Source organism: uncultured Pontibacter sp. (assembly GCF_947495565.1).
GTDB lineage: Bacteria > Bacteroidota > Bacteroidia > Cytophagales > Hymenobacteraceae > Pontibacter.
The window spans coordinates 1-21569 of record NZ_CANLZM010000004.1; the positions used below are offsets into that span (position 1 = coordinate 1).

Below are 21569 nucleotides of genomic sequence, written 5' to 3' on the forward strand. Positions count from 1 at the left end.
ATCTGAGACAATGATACGAGTGGCTATGATTCACTTGATGCTTAAAAAATTATCAAAATAAAATCAAAACAGCCTCTTAGCAGCATGCTATATTAATAAGTATAACAAAAACAGCCTCTTAAGCAGTAGTAAGGGGTATGGTGAAGCATTCAGAAAAAATCAGGCATTATACATTTATACTTCTTTTCGGAATACTGCTAGTGTATGTGCTGGTGTCCGCCCGCGAGTTTCTGTACCCGATCTTTATGGCCATACTTTTCGCTTACCTGCTGTACCCCGTAGAGAAGTTTCTGGAGAAAAAAGGCCTGCCACGTATACTGGCAAATTTTATAACAGTGATAGTGGCGATGGCTTTGTTTGTGGGAGCCATCGTGCTGCTTTACAAGCAGCTGACTGTTTTTCTGAGTGATTTTCCGGCGCTGCAGGAGCAGGCCATTGAGAACCTGGACCGGCTGCAGCTGGCTATAGACAAGCGCTTCGGGGATACAAACCCTGATAACGAGCACTGGTTGCAGATGCAGGTGAGCAATGCCCTGGAGCTGAGCGGCAACTTCCTGAGCGATATTGTGATGGCTACCACGGGCACTTTGGCCAAGATTGGCTTGATGCCGGTTTATATTTTCCTTTTCCTATACTACCGCAATAAGTTTGAGCATTTCATTTACCGCCAGTTACCTACTCAAAAACTGGACAAGGTGAAGAAGATCATTTTTGAGATCTCGCATGTAACCAAGCATTATATGGCCGGAGTGGTAATTGTCATACTTATACTTTGCGTCATCAACTCCACTGGCTTGCTGCTGATCGGGGTAGAGTATGCGCTGCTATTAGGTATTATCTCTGCCTTTATAAACTTTATCCCGTACTTCGGCACTTTAATTGGCGGCGCTATACCGCTACTTTATACCCTGATGGTGCAGGGCGACCCAAACAAGGCATTGCTGGTGCTGGTTTTTTTCCTGCTTGTTCAGTTTACAGAAAACAATATACTTACTCCCAACATTACAGGCAGTAAGGTGAACATCAACCCGCTTTTTACTATTCTGAGCATTATTGTCGGCGGCATGATCTGGGGCTTGCCGGGCATGTTTCTGGCGGTGCCATACTTAGGCATGTTTAAAATTTACTGCGATTACAACGATGACCTATCCGCCTGGTCTTACATGCTGGGCACAGAAGGCACGGAGGAGCATGCGCTTACTTTGGAGAAGATAAAGGATAAGTTAGGTTTAGAAAAAAAGTAGCAGCTGATGCTGCAGCAGTAGTTTATACAGTGCAAATTACTTTTACCGAATCATGCTCAGGAAACTGTCGCGGTAGGTTTCTCCAATCGGGATTTCCGTGTTGCCAACGTATATGGTGTTGCCATCTATCATACTTACTTTATCAATCGAGATAATGTAGGAGCGGTGCACGCGGTAAAAAGGCGGCTGTGGCAGTTGCTCCGTTAAATCAGTTAATGATTGGTAGGTAACCAGCCGCTGGCCCGGCAAGTATAGCGACACATAATTTTTTAGCCCTTCCACATAAAGTATGTCGCTGTAAGCCACTTTCAGGAATTTGTTTTTGCTTTCGCCCTTCACAAACATGTAGTCAGGAGCCGGCGAAGGAATATTCTGATCGGCAGAGGGTGCGAGTTCTGCAGCCTCTGGCTTACCCACGTCCTGCAACTGCAGCATACTTTGCGCCTTGTGCACGGCTTTAAAAAAGCGGTCGAACGGAATGGGCTTTAGCAGATAATCCACCACGTCGTGCTCGTAACCTTCCAGGGCATACTCGGGATAAGCCGTGGTAAGTATAACTTTGCACTTGCTGCCGCAGATCTTCATAAACTGTATCCCGGTCAGCTCTGGCATCTGTATATCCAGGAACACCAGGTCCACTTTGCCGTCCTGTACCCAGTTGATAGCCTCAATCGGGCTGGTAGTTTTGCCAACCATTTCCAGGAAAGGCACTTTACTGATATAGTCAGCAATAATATTGGCAGCGTAAGCTTCGTCGTCAACGGCAATGCAGCGGATCATTTCAAGTTAGAAAGTTAAAGAGTTTAAAAGTAAGGATTTTGGATTTCAAGATGGACAGGATTTATGCGAAATGTTTTTGTTTTGATAATGACTTTTCATCCTCTTCAACTATCAAAGTCCTGAAAGTCCTTTAATCCCGCAAACCCTGACTCAGAGGGTTTGCAGCTTTAGCGTGGCCGTATACTGCTGCCCATCATCCTGTACCTCCAGCTCATACTTTCCGGGGTAGCTCAGCTCCAGCCTCCGGCGGATATTTGGCAGGCCGATGCCGGTAGTATGGTCTTTTTGGTTTTGGTTGATGCGGTTGCTCACGTTAAAGTATAAATTGTCTTTTTCCAGTTGCAGGTTTATGGTGATGGGCGCAGCCGCGTTATCTACCACACCGTGTTTCAGGGCGTTCTCTACAAAAGGAATCAGCACCAGCGAAGGCACCCGTTGGCCGTTTACATGGCCTTGGATGTTAAAGTTCACAAAGAAATTATCTTCAAAGCGCAGGCGGTAAATCTCGAGGTAATTGTGCAGGTAATCTACTTCCTTCTGCAGTTCTACCTTCCCGTCTTTGCTCTCGTGCAGCATGTAGCGCATCAGGTCGGATAATTTGATAATAGCATCGGCCAGTTTGTCTGAAACCGGATAAGCCAAAGAGTATAAATAGTTTAACGAGTTGTATAGAAAGTGCGGGTTGATTTGTGTTTTCAAGAAGGCCAGCTCGGCTTGCGTTTTTTCCTGTTTTAAGGTGCGGTTTTCGCGTTCCTTTTGCAGGGTTGCCTCCAAAGCCCAAACCACAGCTCCCAAAAAAATGCCCGGCATGGCCCAGTACAGGTTATCGAAAAAGTAATAAGAAAGTGTAATGGTAGTGTAATTACTAAAACCGAAAACAGCCATAAAGAACACTTCTTCTATGGTATACCGTAGGGCGATGTAAGTAAACATCACGCCAATTATACTTAATGCCAGCACCCACCATTGCTTATACTTTAGCCAGAGCGGAAAAACCAAGAGGTAGCAAAGGTAAAACTCAATGATTTGCAGCACGTGCTGCGACAGCGTCAGCATCAGCACCTCAAACCTCCAGTTGTAGAGGAAGTAACCTAGTAAACTATAACCGATGTAGAGCATCCAGCCCAGCAGGTGCAGCCCTATCTTTTTTTGTAGCGCATTCATGTTCTAAAACTATAAATAAGTTATCTCAACCGCACTTTTATTATATCAATCCGGTGGATTATTATGCTAACCCCCAATTTTACTGATTCCAACCCGTGTTTGGTGGCTTAATCAGCTTAGCATAATATTTTGGGAGGTTGGGATAGTATAATTTATATAGAATAAGCCGTGCTGCATCTTTGGCTCAATCAATAAACGAAACGTGAGCCATGAAAAAATCTTCTACACCCAACCCGCATAACCAGGTGCAGCATAAGCTAAAAAGTATAGTCCTGATCATTATGTTCTGCTTTTTCGCAATCACTGCCTGGGCACAGTCTGCAACTACTTTGAAAGGTGCCATAACCAATGCTGCCACGCAAAAGCCGCTGGATTATGTGTCTGTGGTGTTGCTGCAGTTGCCAGATTCGGCAGTGGTGGCCTCTGAGATGACGGATGCTGCAGGCGCTTATAGTTTTGCGCAGGTGAAGCCAGGCAGGTATATTGTAAAAGCCCTGATGGTGGGATTTGCCCCGGCCCAAAGTATAGCATTTGAGGTGCAGCAGCAGGAGGTGCAGTTGTCATTAATAACTATGCAGGAAAAAGCTAATGCGCTGCAGGAGGTAGTGGTAAAAGGCCAGAGGCCGCTGCTGGAGCAGGAGGCAGACCGCGTGGTGATGAACGTGGAGCAGCTAAACACGGCAGGCGACAACGCCCTGGAGGTTCTGAAGTATGCGCCGGGTGTGCGGCTGGACAAAGACGATAACATTGTGTACAGAGGCAGCAGCAGCGTGCAGGTGATGATCAATGGTAAAATGACTTATATGAGCGGTGCGGAACTGCAAAGCTACCTGAAATCGCTGCCCGCCACGGCTGTTAGCAAAGTAGAACTGATCGCCAATCCGCCGGCCTCGTTTGATGCTGCAGGCACAGCCGGTATCATCAACATCAAATTAAAAAGAGACGAGACGCTGGGCATCAACGGTTCCGCGAACCTGGGCGCTGGCTATGGCAAGTATGAGAAAGTATGGGGAGGCCTGAACCTGAACTATAATACCGGAAAGGTGAGCCTGTACACACGCCTGGATGCCGGTCATTACAACTCGTTTAACCGCCTTACCCTAAAGCGTAACATAAACGATAGCCTTTATAACCAGGTAAACTACTGGCACCCTGTTACCAAGAGCTATAACCTGACGGCAGGCGCCGATTATTTCATCAGCAGGAAGCACACCATTGGTGTTATGGCCAAAAGTTACGCCTCTCCGGAAGAAACGCTGACCACCAGCAACTCTACTAATTTTGATGCGGTTGGCAGGGCTTTCGGAAGTATGAGCATGCGGAACCCTAAAACCTCCGGCACCGACAACTACAGCCTAAACCTAAACTATAAGTATGAGATAGACAGCACCGGCCGCAGCCTCACTTTTGATGCAGACTATGTAAACTACAGCACCGATGCCGATGAGCTGTTTACAAATAACTTTTACGCCGCCACCGGTGAGGCTACGCAGGCACCGCTTGAGTTACGCAGTCTCAGCAAAGCCGAGGCAAGTATAAAAGCATTTAAACTGGATTATGTGCACCCCTTCGGGAAAGGCTTTAAGGCTGAGGCTGGTTTAAAAACGAGCAGCGTCAGCAACAACAGCAATATCCGGTTTGAGGAGCAGCAGGAGCAGGGCTGGGTAAACGATGCGAACCGCACCAACAGCTTTGCCTATTCCGAAACTATACATGCGGCCTACCTGAGCCTGAGCGGTAAGCTCAGCGAGAAACTAAGTTTAAAAGCCGGGCTTCGGGCAGAGCAAACCCTTGCAGATGGCCATTCTGCCACAACAGGTGAAACAGTAGACCGTGACTATCTTCAGTTCTTCCCAAGCATATTTGTAAGCTACAGCGCGAATGAGAACAATCAGTTTTCGGCATCCTACAGCCGCCGCATCAGCCGCCCTTCTTACCGCAGCTTAAACCCTTTTACTTTTTACTCTGATCCTTATACAGCCATACAAGGCAATCCTTTTCTGGAGGCTTCTTTCTCCAACTCGCTGCAATTTAATTATAACTACAAGAGCTTCCAGTTGCTGAGCCTGAGCTACATTGAATCGAACAATTTTGTAACGGATGTGATCAGGCAGAACGATGGGACTAGAGTGAGCATCAGCAAACCTGAAAATCTGAGCAAAGCAACCTACCTGAGCGCCAGCAGCGGCGGTACTTTACCGGTAAACGACTGGTGGACAACTACACTGCAACTGGAAGGATCCTACAATACCGTTGCATCGCCATTACAAGGCACTAACTATAACAGCTCCCGCTTCAGCTGGTCGGCGAGTGCAGAAGAAAGCTTTAACCTGCCTCATGATTTCAAGCTGCAGCTTTCTGGGTATTACATGTCGCCGTCGGTGCAGGGTCTGTTCCAAACTAAATCTAACTATCAGGTTGACTTAGGAGCACAGAAAATATTGATGGACGGCAAAGCTACCCTGAGCCTGAAACTGCGCGATGTGTTTAACACCAGCCGCTCCAGAGCGACACTAGCCTATAACAACGTGGATATGTACTGGCAAAACCAATGGGAGAGCCGCCGCCTGAACCTAACCTTTAATTACAAATTTGGCAGCAACAAGGTAAAAACAGCCCGTAACCGCAAAACCGGCACCGGCGAAGAGGAGGGAAGGCTGTAAGAAAGTATGTCTGCAGTGCTCAATCAAAAGTATGAGTATAGCAGATGTAGCCACCATACTTATACTTGCTCACGTTAAATAAAAAAGCCCGGACCAACAGGCCCGGGCTTAAAGACAGGTATAAAGTAATTTAATTAATTTCCTCCGGGTCTGCCGCCCCAGTTGCCTCGGCGGTTCTCGTTCGTGTCAGGCGCGTCTCCGCTCACAAACTTCCTAAGGTTGTAAGTAAAGGTCAGCATAAAGTAGCGCTGCAGCACATCAGACTGCACATCCTCCACATAATCAGGAGTGATATTGCGCTGGATGCTTATATTCTGCTTCAGCAGGTCATTTACGCTCAGGCTAATTTCTCCCTGCTGGTTCTTGAATACTTTTTTGCCAAGGCTCATATTCCAGAGCAGGTAGCTATTGTCTATGCCTTCAGAAAGGCCTGAATTGTACTGGTGGTTCAGCTCGGTACGGTACACGATGCCTTTCCAGATAATCGAGTTCAGGCGAAGATTGGTGGCATGTGTGTAATAATTGTTGTTCTGGGTGGTGCGCAGTGTATTTTCCACCAGGTTGTAAGTGCCGCTGGTAGATACATTAAAGTCTACTTTCTCGCTAATGTTGCTGCTCATGTTTAACCCTACCCTGAAGTTAGTATTGTTGGCGTAGTTGATTTCTTCGTTAATCATGCCCGGTATCCTGGAATAGCCTACGGATCCGTTCAAGTCTAGATTAGAACTTAGAACATTGATCGGCTGGCCGTAGTTAAAGAAAGAGCGCACACTCCAGAAGCCGTCCAGGTTAACAGGACGCGAGAAACGGGCACCTGCTCTGCGAACGTAATCTTCAGGCAGCTCAAAGGGCGCATCTCTGGTATAAATGCTGTTGGTGATGTAGTTCTGCGTCATCGTTCCGAAAATACCCATAAAGAATACCTTATTTGTTTCGGCGTTAAAGTTGCGGAAGCGCACGAAAAGCCTGTTTTGGTATTCCTGGTTTAGCTGCGGGTTACCAATGTTTGGCTGCAGCGGGTTAGATAAATCCAGTACGTTTTGCAGCTGCTCCACAGACGGCTCGTTGGTGCCGGTGCGGTAGTTGATTCTTAAGTTTGTTGACTTTGAAAACTTGTATTCATACTCTGCCGATGGCAACACATTGCTGAAGTTCCTCTTTAACGGAGACTGCTCCGGAAACTCGCTTTCGCCGCGAAGTGTGGCGTGCTGGTACCTGGCGTTCAATTGAAAGTTAGACTGCTCGGACTTAAACTGATAGCTTGGCCCGAAACGCTGTGTTAGGTAATCACTCTCAAACGTGTTGCTCAGCGGTATGTTGAAGTCGTTATAGCCTTCTCCTTCCACAAAATCAAAGGTTCTTCTATCCAGGTCATTTTCTCGGTTGCTGATGTTATACTCCAACTGCAGACGCGATTGCTCACCTAGACGCTGCGAATAATCAAGGTTGCCAGACCATTCAAACTTTGTTTTATCGAGGTTGATGAACTGGTTGCGGTTCACGTTCAGCTCTGGGTCTGAGTTGTTGATCGTGTTCTCGCGCTGGAACGTTTCCCCGTCAGTGGTGCTGTAGCTGGTGTTAACCTCCGAGGTCAGAATTCTGCCTGAATCGCCGAATCGGTGGGAGTACAGGATGCTGTTGCTGAAGTTAAGCGTGGTGTTATCCGCGTTATCCGAGTTGATGGAGTTCGTGATTTCCTCTGCGTTGGCAATTGTGCTTGCGTTCCTGCCTACTAAGGATTCCCTGCGCTGAATAGAAATGTTAGGCTTTACCAGCAAGCGGTTGTTCTCGTTGATGTTATACTGTAGCCTGAAATTAAAGCGATGGCTATCAGTTATGTTCTGGTTCAGGCTGTTTTCAGTGTATGTCGTGTCGCTGTTCACATAGTCACGGAAGCGGTACTGGTTGTTTACCACATCCTGGTTGGAGTAGTTATAGTTGCCGCCAACCTCTATGCGCTTGCCCCACATATCATTATAATTCAGGCCTAAGGTGTTGGTGTTGATGATGCCGTTAGGAGAACCGCCGCCCCAGCCTCTGCGACCACGCATGCCTCCGCCCGGTGTCTCGCCGATGGAGAAGTCAAACATGTTGATGTTGTTGGTAAGGCCGGTTGCTGTAATGCGCTGATCCCCGTTAAAGTAGTTTACCGTAGCGCCAAGCATATAGCGCTCATCTGTACCGTAGCCGGCAGATGCTTTCCCGACATAGCCTTCGCGTCGGTTTTTCTTCGTTACAAAATTGAGTGTTTTTACGCGGTTGCCATCATCAAAGCCGCTGAAGGCAGCCCGGTCGCTGGGGCCGTCAAACACCTGCACGCTTTCCACCATATCCGCGGATAGGTTACGTACCGCCGAGTTTACATCCTCGCCAGTGAATCGTTTACCGTCGATCATTACCTGCTGCACGTCTTCACCCTGGGCTTGCAATTTTCCGTCCTGCATGGTTACGCCAGGCATCTTAGTTACCAGGTCTTCGGCGCTGGCGTCAGGTAAAGTTTTAAAGGCCTTGGCATTAAACTGTGAGGTATCGCCTTTCTGCTCGCCCAGCGGTGCACGGCCGATAATCTGCACCTCCTTTATGGCCGTGGAGCCGTCTTCCAACAGCAACTGGCCAAGGTTAACAGAAGCGCCACTAACCTGAAAACTGCGCTTGAAACTTTGGAAGCCAATGTAGTTAATCTCTAAAGTATACTGCCCCTGTGCCACACGCTCAAACTTGAAGCGGCCTTCAGCGTCTGTGGCTGTTACGGCTTTGATGGCATCTGCTGCTCGTGTCAGCACAACGTTGGCGCCCGGAAGCGCAGTCTTATCGCTGTTGCTCTGCACTGTGCCGGAAACAGAGCCTGCCTGTGCAAACGCCTGCAGCACGGCTACAAGCATCAGTAATGTGGTAAAAAACCTCTTCATTTTCTGGTGTGAATATGGAATATTATCTCGCTCGATTAGACATGGGTTTAGTTATTTGGTTTAACACACTTATCAAATATTGTTAATATTTAGTAAACCCTTCATCTACAGGTAAAATGTTGGATTTTCTGCTGCAAGAAATTTAAAACTATTTAGCACTAGGCAGGTTACTTTTGCGTTGATGTAAGTATAAAAAGCAGCTGCAAAACATTTATCTGCAGCATGTGCCATGAGTGGCACGTAGCTCTTTGCTTTTTATGTGTAAAGCATCTTTCCTATATCTTAATTTACCTCCAGTGGCCGCTTACCAAGTCATTACCGATTTTCTGAAACGAAGGCTGCTGCAGCCGGTTTCTAACTTGCTGCGGCAAGGTATGACGCCGCGCAGCTTGTCGGCTACAGTTGTGGTAGGCAGTGTTATTGGAGTAGTGCCGGCTATAGGGATAACCACACTGCTGAGTACTGCCGTTGCTGCCCGCTTTAAGTTAAACATTGCAGCCACAGTGCTGGTCAGCTACCTGGTGCAGCCACTGCAGCTGCTGCTGGCTATCCCGTTTATTCGGTTAGGTATTTCCTTTTTTGGACTAGGGGAGCTTCGCCTGTCAATTGCGGAGATTCAGGCTATGTTTAAAGCGGATTGGCTGGATGCCATCAGCAAACTATGGCTGGCTAATTTGGCCGGTATTGCAGCCTGGGCCATACTTTCTATACCTGTTGGAGCCGTTCTATACTTTATGCTTCTACCCATATTCCGGCAAGTGCTGCCAAAACCTAAAATGGTTGCCGTAGCGACTGAGGGAGTAACGCAGGAAGTATAGATTTTAAAAAATAAATCTTAAAGTATAAAAATGAAACAGCCAGCTTCTGTAAGGAGGCTGGCTGTTTGTTTAATGTGTATTCTGTTCAGTGGTTTAAGTTGTCTCTAGTATTTTGAACAGTTCGTCAAGTTTCGGTGTCAGGATGATCTCGGTACGGCGGTTTTTCTGGCGGGCTTCTTTGGTCTTGTCCTCAGCCAGAGGAATATACTTAGAGCGTCCAGACGGTGTTACTCGTGTTGGGTCAACTCCTGCGTTTGCCAGTATACGTGTAATCTCAGTGGCGCGCAACACGCTCAGGTCCCAGTTATCCTGCATGCCTACAGTGCCTCTCGCAATCGGAACATCATCCGTATGGCCCTCTACCAGCACGTTTACATCCTGCTGCTCCTTCAGTACGCTAGCCAGCTTACGCAGGGCGTCTACACCTTTAGGGTCTACTTTAGTTGAGCCGGAGTTAAACAGCAGCTGCTCTGCCAACGATACGTATACTTTACCGTTGCGCACATCAATAGTCAGGTCCTTGTCGTTGAAGCCAAGCAGGGCTTTGCTTACGCGGTTGCGCAGGTTGGCTACGGCTGCATCCTTCTCATCCAGAATACGCTGAAGTTCTGCGAGTCTTGCCTCACGGGCTTTCAGGTCTGCGTTCAGGCGCTCAATCTGCGATTTGCTCATATTCAGGTTCTCGCCCAGCGCTTTTCCTTCTTTCAGGGCTTTGGCCAGGCTTTCCTCATACTCGCGTTTCTGCTGCTCTAGCTGTGCACGCTCTTCCTCCAGGCTGGCTTTGGCTGCCTCTAAATCGGATTTCTGCTGCTCCAGTGTAGATTTCTCTTGCTGCAACCCGGCTTTGTCTACCTCTAAGGCATTTTTACGGGACATCAGGTCATCGTACTTTTTCTTAGAAACCACGCACGACGAAAGCGACATACTACCAGCCAAAAGTATGATAGAAGCTTTAAATAGATGTTTTCTCATTTGCTTTAGCTAAAAATTTGTAATAGGGTGTTAGCAAATATAGCAAAAAACCAGTGATTTACTCAGCTTACTCTATATATGGAAATGATGCGCTAATATTTCACACCAATCTTTAATCAGCAGGTTTTGTAGATCAACTTAAAGAGTTGCTTAATAATTAATCGAAGTCGAATGTTAAACCATGTGTTGGAGCAGGAGGAGTAGATGCAGCCTCACGCCCGATCATCGCCATTTTTCTTTCGCTTCCCCAGCGGTATTCCCCAATGCCGCCCACACTTTTAATGACGCGGTGGCAGGGGATAAGAAAGGCAATAGGATTACTGCCGATAGCAGTACCCACAGCACGACTGGCCTTGGGCATATTTATGTGGCGCGCCAAGTTGGCGTAGGAGCTAAGGTGCCCTTCCGGAATGCGCAGCAGTGCCTCCCATACTTTAAGTTGAAAGGGCGTACCGCTCAGGTGAAGCTTTATTCGCCCCTGCGCCGGCGCTATTGAATTTTGTAAGAAGGCGTTTACCTGCAGATGCATCGCTTCCTGCTGCTGCACAAGTATAGCCTTAGGCCATGCCTGCTGCAGCTCCTGAAAAGCCTGCTCCTGGTTTTGGTAAAAATGCAGGTGGCAAATTCCTTTATCTGTGGATGCTATAATGTATGCTCCGAAAAAGCAGTTGCCATAGCTGTAGTTAAGCTGAAGCTGACTTCCTTTCATTTTATACTGACCGGGTGTCATTCCCTCTATACTTACAAAGAGATCGTGCAGCCTGCCGCCGCCAGAGAGACCGGTGGTTGAGGAAGCCTCAAAAACCGATGCGCTTTGTGCCAGAACGGTTTTAGCGTGGTGCAGGGTTAGGTACTGCAGGAACTTCTTGGGGCTTACGCCTGCCCACTCTGTAAATACCCGCTGGAAATGGTGCGGACTTAAGTGTACATGGCTTGCCACCTGGTTTAAGGTAGGTTGCTGCTTGGCGTGCTGCCTGATGTAGCTTAAAGCCTGCGCAACAATATCATAATGATTCATGGGGCAATTAGCTAAAACACGGCCATACTTTCAACCCGATTCTTGCGGATTTTATACTTGGTGCTAACAAAAAATCCCCGGCCTTTGGGGCAGGGGATTAAGTTTTTATTTTGAGGCACTCTCAGTGGTAGTGGCGTTAAAGAAACCTTGCGGGTCTGGCATCTGCGCTACCAGCTCCATAATGTAAGTATAATCTATGAGAGTCATGTTGATGTTGCGGCTCTTATGCAGGTAATCCCAGGCGTCGCTGTATTTTTTCTCGTGATATTTCACCATCGATAGATTATAGAGAGCATAAGCATTGGTTGAGTCCGCTGCGGTAGCTGTTTTCAAGTATGCGGCAGCCGCCTTCAGGTTTTTCTTCTTCTTTTTCTCCTTATATACGGCTAGGTATGATGAAGCCGCGTCTGAGAGCAGCAGGGAGTTGTTTGGTGCCAGCGCCATAGCTTTTTCGTACATAGAAATGGCATGCTGATGGTCTCCTCTGGCTGATGTTACCAAGCCAAAAGCCCAATAAGCATCTTTGTTATCCGGGTTCAGAAGCCAGGCTAGGTTAAAGCGGTACATGGCTGTATCAGCTTGGCCCTCGTTCAGGTACTCCCAACCACGCGCCATAAAAAAACTGCTGGCCTCCTTGCGGTCCCTGAAGTTTTTATCGCAACTGGTCAGGAACTTCTCGTCTTGTTTTTGTTCGGCTTCGGTTTTCTGAATTTCACCGAACATCGGTAAAATTTTTGGGCTAAGCTCAGCGGGATGTTCCTGGGCAAGGCTAAGGGTTGTGGCGCATGCAAATGCCAAAACGGCTAAAAATATTCTTTTCATAAAAAGGTTAGAGCTATACTATAAAAGACATGGCGCTCGCTATCAGGAGCGGTAATGTATAAAAGTAGCACAGCCGCGCTATACTTGCAAATTACCTTTCCGGTTGGGCAACATAAATTCCTTGCGGGTCACGCTCCTGCGCTAACAGGGCTGCTATAAATGTTTTGTCTTCTTTCTCCTTATCCTGCCGGATGCTCTGGTGCAGGTAGTCCCAGGCCGGCCCGAACTCAAGCAGATAGTAGCTACTCACGGCAAGTTTATAATATGTGTCCGCCGTGTCGTCAGGGTTTAGCTGAAGGGCCCGCTCCAGTAGTTTTTTACTTTGCTGCAGATCGTCCGGTGTACTGTATTGGTAAAAGCGGGCCAGGTGGGTTGTAGCCACATCTGTTAGCAAGCGTGCGTTCTCCTTATCTTTGTCCAAGGCGCGGTATAGGATGTAAAGCGCTTTGTCGTACTCTTCCTGCTGCCCGTATACCAAACCGTATCCCCAGTAAATTTCGTTGTTGCTGCGGTCCATAAGCCAGGCGCGGTTAAAAAACACCAGTGCCGAATCCAGCTTATCCTCATTGAAAGTCCGCTTTGCCTGCAGCACATAATAATCGGCTGCCAGTTTCGTGCTCTTAAATTTACCTTTGTTCTCCTCCAGAAATTTATTCTGCTTGGCCGCGGCTTCTGGTGTGGCTGGCGCCATTGGCGGAATTACTTCCTGCATCGTCAGCCTTGCCTGCTGTGGCTGGTGGTTTTCTGTCAGGGCATTTTGCATGTTACATCCACTTAAACCTAAGGCTAATGCTCCTGCCGCTGCTATCCATTTCTGCATTTTATACTTTAACTGGTTTTGCTCTCTAACGCAGTTGCACCTGCTTTAGTACCAACATGAGTCAGATACTGGCATCGAGAAACTATAATGCGACAATTGGCGTTATAATACCGACAAGTTTCTTATATTTGAAACACTTAACAGCCAACACCATGGGACAAGCCTTCAGTCTGGACAGTAGCATGAGCTACAAATTAATAGATGATAAGGACGTATTTATGCTGATCAGCACAGTGCGTGAAGGTATAAAATACGCCTTGTTTCAGACCATTGCCGATAAAATACCCTTTAGTGTAGGGGAGTGGTCTAATTTCCTGCATCTGTCGGAACGTACTTTTCAGCGATACAAAAAAGAGAAACGCACTTTTGACCCGCTGCACTCTGAGAAGATTCTGGAGATTACGCTGCTGTATAACAAAGGCACAGAAGTATTTGGCGACAAGGCAAATTTCAATGCCTGGCTTGAGGCTAAGAACGTGGCGTTGGGAGGCTTAAAACCTAAAGAATTATTAGACAGCACCTTCGGTATTAACCTTTTGCGCGATGAGTTAACGCGCATCGAACATGGTGTGCTGGCATGATTGTTTACCGCCTCAGCAGAGGTCCCTATCGTAACGACCTTTCAGGGCGCGGTGCGGAAATAGCGGGCGGCCGCTGGAACAGCAAAGGCACAGCCATACTTTACACCAGCGAGTCTATAGCCCTTTGCACCGTTGAGATTGCCGTACATATGCCGCTGGGTATTGTGCCGAAAGATTATTACCTCGTGCGCATTGAGATTCCGGATGATGTAAGTATAAAAACACTGTCCGAAGCAGATATGCCCGCTGACTGGAAATCATTGCCGCACGCTAACAGTACGCAAGAGCTCGGCGACAATTTTGTGCAGCAGCAGGAGCATTTGGTACTGAAAGTCCCTTCAGCTACAGTGCAGGGCAACTATAATTTTCTGGTAAACCCATACCACCCTGAGTTCAATAAAGTAAAAGTAATAGACACAGCTATTTTTGAGTTCGATAAGCGGCTATTCGTTAAAGAATAGTAAGGTATAACTTTACCAGGTGCAGAAATCATACTTTGTAATAAGTCCATCAGCACCTTTGAAAGGCTCAGGTTAGCACTAATTTCCAGGAACAGCGCTAAATGGTCTTCAGGCAATATATTTCTCCCCTCGCAGCGTGTTCAGACATGTTTACAACAAGTAACATGAGAATACAGGCTGATAAAGCTACTAAACTGATGGCTTAACATTAAATTGACTTCAGGTATATATATTGTTTCCGTTGTAGATCCTAACTTAGCGGCATGAAACGTTTTAAGACTTTACTACTTGCCCTGTTTATGGCAGCGCCCGCAATGGCGCAAAGTATAACAGCGCAACAGGTGGTGGAAGGGCGCAGCAACAGCCCTGAGCAAATGGAGAAGCCGTATGTGATCATGGTCTCGGCGGATGGTTTTCGCTACGATTATGCAGAAAAGTATAGGGCCAAGCATTTAAAAGCATTTGCAGCAGAAGGTGTGCAAGCGGAGTCTATGGTGCCGTCGTTTCCGTCTAAAACTTTTCCGAACCATTATACGTTGGTAACCGGCATGTATCCTGTTAGCCACGGCCTGGTTGGCAATAGCTTTTATGACCCAAAGCGAAATGACACTTTCTATATCAACGACAGAAAGAAAGTAACGGATGCCAGTTGGTATGGAGGGGTGCCGCTGTGGGTATTGGCTGAGCAGCAGCAATTGCTTTCTGCCAGTTTTTATTGGGTGGGTTCTGAGGCGCCCATTTTAGATACTTATCCTACGTATTGGTATCGTTATAACGAAGATGTGAAATTCAAGAAACGTGTGCAGGCAGTGGTTGACTGGTTGCAGTTGCCGGAGGAAAAGCGCCCGCACCTGATCACCTTTTATATGCCGGAAGTGGACCATGCTGGCCACACATTCGGACCTGAGTCGCCGGAAACGTCTTCTGAAGTAAGGCGATTGGACAAGCGGATGAAGCAGCTTACAGACGCAGTTGCCAAAACGGGGCTGCCTGTCAATTATATTTTTGTGTCTGATCATGGCATGACGCAGATAGACCAGCAGTCTACTATTTTGCTGCCGCCCTTTATCAATGAAAATGATTTTAAGATAGTAAGTGGAGGTACAATGACAGAACTCCATGCCACCAATGCAGCGGCCATACTTCCTCTCTACCAAAAACTGAAGTCTAACCCTAGCCAGTATTATGATGCGTACCTGAAAGATGAAATGCCGGCGCATTTAAACTATAGCGGCAAACAGGATCGTTACAATCGGGTGGGAGATATAGTGCTGGTAGCAAAGGCGCCTAAACTGTTTGCCTCGTCTTCAGGGCGTATGCCAGCGCCAGGCAACCACGGTTTCGACCCAATAGCTGTAAAAGATATGCATGCCACGTTTATAGCCTGGGGCCCGAATTTTAAAGAAGGCCTTAAAGTCGGGACTTTTAGCAATGTGCAGGTGTACGCGATAGTGGCAAAGTTACTGGGCCTGCCATACAGCCACCAGATTGACGGGGACGATACAGTTGCTGAGCAAGTGTTAAAAGCTGAATAATGAACGGATGGAGCTGCTATACTTTAGTAGCTCCATCCATGGTTCTGAAAGAAGTTATCTGCCCGGTAAATACACCTGCAGGCCAAGTGCCAGGTTCAAGCCGGACTCACCGCTTCCCACAGATATATCGGCGCTGGTGCGGGTGTAGCCAAGTATAGCTTCAAGTGCTACGTTTTGAGCCACAAAATGAGCATAACCTGCTCTTAAGCCAAATACACCTGAAAACACGGAATCTCCTTCGCTATCTTCTTCGGAGCTACCTCCTATACCTGCAACTACCTCACCAAACCAGCGGTGTGTAGGGGCGGCACCCTCCGGGAAGTAATACCGTGCAAACGGTGTTAAGCCATACCTGAATGTTTCTCCTCCGTCATAGATATCGAGCCCTAGCTGTATTTCCGTTCCGATAGCCGCATTATCGCTTAAAAAGTAGCCTGCTCGGGGATTAACGTTCAAGGTAAAGAAATCTGAATCGAAGTTGAACCCGATATTGCCTATACTTGCACCCACAAGCCAGTTGCCCTCCCGAATAGCCTCTGCTGAGACAGGGGCAGTGGTTTGCGGTCCTCTTTGCCTTATTTCTTCTTCAACCTGCGCCGAGGCGGAGATAGTTACTAATATCAGCATTGCAGCCAGTAAAATTGTTCGTTTCATAATATACTTGATATTTAGATACAGATAATTCATATTTTTTTGTGATAAAATTAGTATTTATATTAACGATACAATATTTTAAGAGTTATTTAATATGGTAAAGCTCCTTGGAAATCAAGTGTTTAGCTGTTTTAAGTAAGTACATGTACTTAGCAGATTGTGAGCTTTGATTGTACTTAAAAGATTTTAGTAACGCAATTAATTTAGCCAGAGCATTGCCGGAAGCTAATCATCAGGAATACAATAATTTATAAAGGACAGGACTCCTTTAGTATAAGAAATTCATATATAGTATATTAGACCATAAATCAAAGTAACTGATATGTCAAAAACGATTCTTGTGCTGCTTCTGCTGTTTTTGCCCATTACTTTTGCTTCGCATGCCCAGTCCAGAAAAGATAAAAAAATGCTGGAGCGGCTCCTGAAAAAACAACAGGACTCGCTGGTTAAGGCCGTCATGCAGAAACCTGAAAAATATCACCTTCAAATTATTTATACTCAGATTGACCGGGATGACAAGAACAGGGCTATATTTAAGACTTACTCTTTTGGCGTTGATACAACCCGCTACTTTTACCCTGCCAGCACAGTAAAGCTAGCCGCCGCTGCCGCTGCCCTCGAAAAACTGAATGATCTGAACATAGATGGCCTGAACAAGTATACTCCGCTCCGAATTGACAGTGCCTATGCGCAGCAAACCCGAGTTTTAACGGATAGCAGTGCTGTCGATAACCGCCCATCTGTGGCTCATTATATCCGGAAAGTTTTTTTGGTAAGTGATAACGATGCCTTTAACAGACTGTATGAGTTTGTGGGCCAGGAGCGACTAAACAAGACCTTGCATGATAAAGGCTACAGAGAAGTGCGCCTGCTGCACAGGCTGTCGGTTTTAGACGGGGAGGAGCGGGCGCGCTACACCAACCCAATGACTTTTTATACTTCAGAAGGAAAGATTGTTTACGAACAAGCACTTGCGTTAAATGCCCATACTTATTCTAACAGACTTAAGACAACTAACCTGGGTAATGGCTACTACAGCAAAGGCAAATTGGTAAATAAGCCAATGGATTTCTCAGATAAGAACTACATTTCCTTGGCAAGCCTGCACGGCATTTTACAGTCTTTGGTGTTCCCGAAAGATGTAGCTCCTGAGCGCCGGTTTAACCTGACGGAGGAGGACTATACTTTTCTGTACCGTTATATGAGTATGCTGCCCCGTGAAAGCGACTACCCAAAATATGACCCCTCAGAATATTATGACAGCTATGTGAAGTTCTTTATGTTCGGAGATAACATAGGGCAAATGCCTGAAAACATCCGGATATTCAATAAAGTCGGGAATGCCTATGGCTACATGATTGATAATGCTTATGTGGTTGACTTCGATAACCGGGTAGAATTTCTGCTATCAGCTGTGATACTTGCTAACGAAAATATGGTGTTTAATAGTGATGATTATCAGTATGAAACGGTTGCCCTTCCGTTTCTGACAAAATTAGGCCAGGCAGTTTACCAGCATGAGTTAAACCGTAAGCGCAAGTATAAACCAAACCTGGCGCGTTACAAAGCTGCTGCCAATATGCCCTAAGTATGTCAAGTTATATGAGCTTAAACGATAAGCCCTGTATCAGACAGGGCTTATCGTTTAATGTTTTTGACGTGGAGTTGATTACATCAGCACGCTAATAGTAACTGATTCTTCTGCAGTGTTTCCTTGTTCATCTGTAGCTTCTACTGTTATAACGTAAGCACCTTCCGGAGCATCATTAGGAAGCGTAATATTAATGTCTAAGTCCTTCTCCCGGTTATCGTTTAGGAAGTCACTAATGTCATCGTCCTCTACTTCGCTCGTGGTGCCGGTAGGGTTAGTTACCCAAACCCTTACATTTTCCAAACCTAAATTGTCTCTGATATCCGCTCTCAGTTCAACTTCATCTCCCGGTGCATAAATAGTATTTTCAGAAGGAGAAGATATCGTTATAGTCGGAGCCGTTACATCCAGGTCAACATCATCATCGTCATCATCGCATGCAATAAATGCAAAACTCAGGAGCAAAACGAATAGCCAATTTAACTTTTTCATAGCTTGGTGATTTTAAATGTGAACAAATAAATAGCTGTAATTCAATAATTTAATAAAAAAATATATATGCTTTAAATATACTTGCTAAGGCAGTACAGCACTTATAACGAAGAAGTATGCATTAAGTTTTTAAGGACCATTTTGTGCAAAAAATAATAAAATTGCATTCTTTGATAAATTATATTGATTCAGTTTGAAGCTTTAGCAATAAAAAAGGAGCTCCGTCTGAAGCTCCTTTTTAAAGATAGATTTATCAAGATCAGTTACCTGCTTTAAAATCATCTATGATACCGTCGCATAGCCAGTTTGCTAGGGCTTGTCTGTTATTCGGAATCACAAATCTTCTTTGGTCTTTGTCATTTTTAATATTGCCCAACTCCACAAAAACCGTGGGAGGGTTGCTATACTTGATCACATATAGACTACTGCGCGGCGTTACTGTACCAAAATAATCGCGGTTTGGCTGATATTGGTTATACTTTGAAGTAAACACTTCATGTATCCGCTGCGCTAGCGCAAGGCCGGGTGCGCTGTTTTCATGGTGGTAAAAGAACACATCAATGTTCTGGCCTTTGCTACGGCTGTCTATATGGATGGAAAGCATGCGCTGATGCGCTCCAATGTGCTTCTGATACAGCTTGTTTACATCCGCTACTCGGTTCCGAAGCCTCTGTTTATGATCATAAGGAATGGGCTTGCCAAAGTAGCTCACTTCATCTGTGTCCATTTTAAGGATGTTCTCATCCCGTATGCCATCGTCCTCATCCTGAACAATCATATAAACAGTAGCGCTGTGCTCCATTAACCGGCGTGCCAGCCGGATGGTAACGTCATATGCATACTCATCTTCACTTAGCAGATACGAGCCATACTTGCCGATTGCGCCTGGGTCCGGACCGCTATGGCCGGCAACCAAATAGTAAACAGCTCCCTGAAGCTGCCTATCTTTAATTTCTACACGTGCGTAGTTTTTGCCAAACAATGGCTCAACGAGCACAGCGGGAGAGGGGGAAGCTATTTTTTCGACTGGCTTTATTTCCACAGCTTCAACTGCTGAGCCAGATATGGGCAGCAAGTATGTTTTACCTGCATAAATGCTGTTGCCCTGGCCCAGGTTCTTTTGGTTAAGATCCAGAAACGGCTGCAAATGCTGACTTGGGTCTAAGCCGTGCCTACGAAGTAATACAAAAATGCCATCACCGTTCTTTGCTACCACTTTGGGGTAGCTTTGGCTAAAAAGGGTAGAGACATTTAAAAAAAGGATGAAGAAAAGTATATATCTACGCAATGCTATTACTGTTTATATCCTACTATATGTTACGAACTGGTAGCAGAAAAAATTTTACAAGCGTGAAAATATTCGGTTGTAACAGAGATAAAGTTATACTTTTTAAGCGAGAATTTGCCAATGGCAAGGGCATCAATCAATTAAAATTTTAGTGAATGGAAAAAAGGGTAGGGGCACTTCCATGCAAAACCCTGCTTCAGATAGCAGGGCTCCGACTCATAGCATCTTATTTCGAGATAAGTTTGATCATGGTGCCTCTCTCAACCTGGTCAGTCAGTTCCAGTCCATTAAGTATAGCCAGTTCCTCCATACGATCTTTCGAAACGTTATTATTCTGGAATATCTGGGATAAACTAGCTGGCTGCTGCACTGTTACAATTTGGATGCGTTTTGGTTGCCTGTTTAGCTTGTCAGCTTCTGTCAGCTCTGCAAAATTCTGCATGGTATTGCTGAAGGTTTGAAAATAAGTGTTAAAATCATTCGCCGTGGTAATGCCCATCAAACTATAGTTATAACCGCCATACCTGATCAGGTAAGTCAATGTTCTGATAACCTGCTGTTGCTGCTGCTGCTGCTGCTGTTGTTGGTCTGCCACAATCGCAATTGCAGGCAATCCGCTTACTGTTATGTTTTTAGACTCAACCGGCTGCAAATTATAGCCTTGCATTAACTGTTGCGCAGCCTCCTCAAGAGTTTCTCCTGGCACCAGCATCAGGTTCATCATTGCCTTGCCATCTTTAGGTGCCATTTGAAAAACCTGGGGAGAGTTCATGTAGTCCCAGCCTGTTGGTACCGGAAACCTAAACTTTAGCTCCGGATGATAAAAGGTATTATTTTCTACAAACCCTTGGCGCGGATCTTCACCGTAAACCATACCTTCAATTCGTTTCAAGTAGCTGTTGCGCTCAATCTGGGCTGTCGTAAGATTTTCCTTTTTTTTCCATTGCGCAGCCAGTTCGTGCACCGTAGTATAACGGTCAGCGGGGTTCGGGTGCGTCGACAGGAAATCAGGAATAGCCTGACCATTACCGGACTGTTTACGCTGAAGTGTAAGGAAGAAGTCGGCCATTTCAGCTGCATCATACCCAATCTTAGTGGAGTATTCTACACCAAGTTCGTCTGATTCACGTTCATCATCGCGCCCAAACTTCAGGAATAAAAGACCAAGGCCTTGCGAGGCCAAGTCGCCAAATTGCGCAATCTCCGGAGAGATAACCATACCGGCTATCAGGCCGATCTGCGCTAAAGTAGCTTTGGATTGCTGCTGAACAGAGTGTCGTGCAGTTATGTGGCCGATTTCGTGGCCAAGTACACCGGCAAATTGTGCTTCATTATTAAAATGGGCCATAATGCCGCGCGTGAAATAAACGTATCCGCCTGGCAAAGCAAAAGCATTTATAACCGGTGAATCAACGATTTTAAATTCAAAATCGAGATTTGGACGGTGCGAAACGGCCGCCATCGCTTGGCCTTTTTGCTGAATAAACTGTTGTAGCGCCTTATCTTCATACAAACCGAACTGGGCTATCACGGCAGGGTCTGATTGCGCTCCAAGCGCGATTTCTTGTTCCTCAGACATCAGAACAATATCTTTTTTGCCAGTAACCGGATTGGTTGCACAAGAGTTAAATAATAGAAGTATGGCTGTAAAACTTGCTACAAGCGTGCTTTTCTTCATAATTTGATTGTTTATACTTAAGAGGCGAGTAGATATAAGCTTATATATAACTATTGCATAATCTTTGTATGAACGGCGC

General features: G+C 46.1%; 18 protein-coding genes. 7 read left to right on the top strand and 11 right to left on the bottom strand.

Annotated elements, in window-relative coordinates:
* Positions 1-137 precede the first annotated feature (137 nt).
* A complete protein-coding gene (locus tag Q1B04_RS06290) occupies positions 138-1244 on the top strand; it encodes an AI-2E family transporter (RefSeq protein WP_299756962.1) in 1107 nt (368 codons plus the stop codon).
* A 42-nt stretch (positions 1245-1286) separates the two neighbouring features.
* Here Q1B04_RS06290 and Q1B04_RS06295 read toward each other — a convergent pair whose 3' ends face one another.
* Together Q1B04_RS06295 and Q1B04_RS06300 are read right to left on the bottom strand one after the other, a co-directional pair.
* Positions 1287-2024 carry a LytTR family DNA-binding domain-containing protein gene (locus Q1B04_RS06295; RefSeq protein ID WP_299756965.1) on the bottom strand — a complete coding sequence of 246 codons (738 nt, stop codon included), beginning with the start codon at positions 2022-2024 and terminating at the stop codon, positions 1287-1289.
* A gap of 150 nt (positions 2025-2174) precedes the next feature.
* Positions 2175-3188 (bottom strand): histidine kinase, encoded by a 1014-nt coding sequence (locus tag Q1B04_RS06300; protein ID WP_299756968.1) that lies wholly within the window; start codon positions 3186-3188, stop codon positions 2175-2177.
* Positions 3189-3397: 209 nt separating this feature from the next.
* Here Q1B04_RS06300 and Q1B04_RS06305 point away from each other — a divergent pair, with 209 nt between their 5' ends.
* Complete coding sequence (locus Q1B04_RS06305; RefSeq protein WP_299756970.1) at positions 3398-5851, top strand: outer membrane beta-barrel family protein; 2454 nt, start codon at positions 3398-3400, stop codon at positions 5849-5851.
* A gap of 134 nt (positions 5852-5985) precedes the next feature.
* Here the strand turns inward: Q1B04_RS06305 and Q1B04_RS06310 are convergent, their stop codons facing one another.
* Positions 5986-8760 carry an outer membrane beta-barrel protein gene (locus Q1B04_RS06310; RefSeq protein ID WP_299756973.1) on the bottom strand — a complete coding sequence of 925 codons (2775 nt, stop codon included), beginning with the start codon at positions 8758-8760 and terminating at the stop codon, positions 5986-5988.
* A gap of 296 nt (positions 8761-9056) precedes the next feature.
* On the opposite strand from Q1B04_RS06310, the gene Q1B04_RS06315 reads away from it, so the two are divergent.
* The gene (locus Q1B04_RS06315) at positions 9057-9578 is read left to right on the top strand and encodes a DUF2062 domain-containing protein (protein WP_299756975.1); all 522 of its coding nucleotides are present in this window, start codon (positions 9057-9059) and stop codon (positions 9576-9578) included.
* Between the two features lie 93 nt (positions 9579-9671).
* On the opposite strand, the gene Q1B04_RS06320 is transcribed toward Q1B04_RS06315, so the two are convergent.
* The 4 genes from Q1B04_RS06320 to Q1B04_RS06335 form a co-directional block, all read right to left on the bottom strand.
* Positions 9672-10550: an OmpA family protein gene (locus Q1B04_RS06320; protein WP_299756978.1), complete on the bottom strand. Its 879-nt coding sequence runs from the start codon at positions 10548-10550 to the stop codon at positions 9672-9674.
* A 157-nt stretch (positions 10551-10707) separates the two neighbouring features.
* Positions 10708-11568 carry a methylated-DNA--[protein]-cysteine S-methyltransferase gene (locus Q1B04_RS06325; protein ID WP_299756981.1) on the bottom strand — a complete coding sequence of 287 codons (861 nt, stop codon included), beginning with the start codon at positions 11566-11568 and terminating at the stop codon, positions 10708-10710.
* A 105-nt stretch (positions 11569-11673) separates the two neighbouring features.
* The gene (locus Q1B04_RS06330; protein WP_299756984.1) at positions 11674-12390 is read right to left on the bottom strand and encodes a hypothetical protein; all 717 of its coding nucleotides are present in this window, start codon (positions 12388-12390) and stop codon (positions 11674-11676) included.
* Positions 12391-12481: 91 nt separating this feature from the next.
* On the bottom strand, positions 12482-13210 hold the full coding sequence (locus Q1B04_RS06335) for a hypothetical protein (protein ID WP_299756987.1): 729 nt from the start codon (positions 13208-13210) through the stop codon (positions 12482-12484).
* A gap of 128 nt (positions 13211-13338) precedes the next feature.
* Here Q1B04_RS06335 and Q1B04_RS06340 point away from each other — a divergent pair, with 128 nt between their 5' ends.
* From Q1B04_RS06340 to Q1B04_RS06350, 3 genes are all read left to right on the top strand, one after another.
* Positions 13339-13791, top strand: a complete 453-nt coding sequence (locus tag Q1B04_RS06340; RefSeq protein WP_299756989.1) for an antitoxin Xre/MbcA/ParS toxin-binding domain-containing protein — start codon at positions 13339-13341, stop codon at positions 13789-13791.
* A complete protein-coding gene (locus Q1B04_RS06345; RefSeq protein WP_299756991.1) occupies positions 13788-14252 on the top strand; it encodes an RES family NAD+ phosphorylase in 465 nt (154 codons plus the stop codon). The genes Q1B04_RS06340 and Q1B04_RS06345 overlap by 4 nt, the downstream gene beginning before the upstream one ends.
* 263 nt (positions 14253-14515) lie before the next feature.
* Entirely contained in the window at positions 14516-15787 is a 1272-nt protein-coding gene (locus tag Q1B04_RS06350; RefSeq protein WP_299756994.1) for an ectonucleotide pyrophosphatase/phosphodiesterase, read from the top strand.
* Positions 15788-15841: 54 nt separating this feature from the next.
* On the opposite strand, the gene Q1B04_RS06355 is transcribed toward Q1B04_RS06350, so the two are convergent.
* Positions 15842-16441 carry a hypothetical protein gene (locus tag Q1B04_RS06355; protein WP_299756997.1) on the bottom strand — a complete coding sequence of 200 codons (600 nt, stop codon included), beginning with the start codon at positions 16439-16441 and terminating at the stop codon, positions 15842-15844.
* A 322-nt stretch (positions 16442-16763) separates the two neighbouring features.
* On the opposite strand from Q1B04_RS06355, the gene Q1B04_RS06360 reads away from it, so the two are divergent.
* Positions 16764-18029, top strand: coding sequence for a serine hydrolase (locus Q1B04_RS06360; protein WP_299756999.1), 1266 nt, complete (start codon positions 16764-16766; stop codon positions 18027-18029).
* An 81-nt stretch (positions 18030-18110) separates the two neighbouring features.
* Here the strand turns inward: Q1B04_RS06360 and Q1B04_RS06365 are convergent, their stop codons facing one another.
* The 3 genes from Q1B04_RS06365 to Q1B04_RS06375 all read right to left on the bottom strand — a co-directional run bounded on the left by Q1B04_RS06365 (position 18111) and on the right by Q1B04_RS06375 (position 21490).
* On the bottom strand, positions 18111-18497 hold the full coding sequence (locus Q1B04_RS06365; protein ID WP_299757002.1) for a DUF4625 domain-containing protein: 387 nt from the start codon (positions 18495-18497) through the stop codon (positions 18111-18113).
* Positions 18498-18783: 286 nt separating this feature from the next.
* Positions 18784-19740, bottom strand: coding sequence for an N-acetylmuramoyl-L-alanine amidase (locus tag Q1B04_RS06370; RefSeq protein WP_299757005.1), 957 nt, complete (start codon positions 19738-19740; stop codon positions 18784-18786).
* A gap of 298 nt (positions 19741-20038) precedes the next feature.
* Entirely contained in the window at positions 20039-21490 is a 1452-nt protein-coding gene (locus tag Q1B04_RS06375; RefSeq protein WP_299757007.1) for a M48 family metalloprotease, read from the bottom strand.
* Positions 21491-21569: the final 79 nt, after the last annotated feature.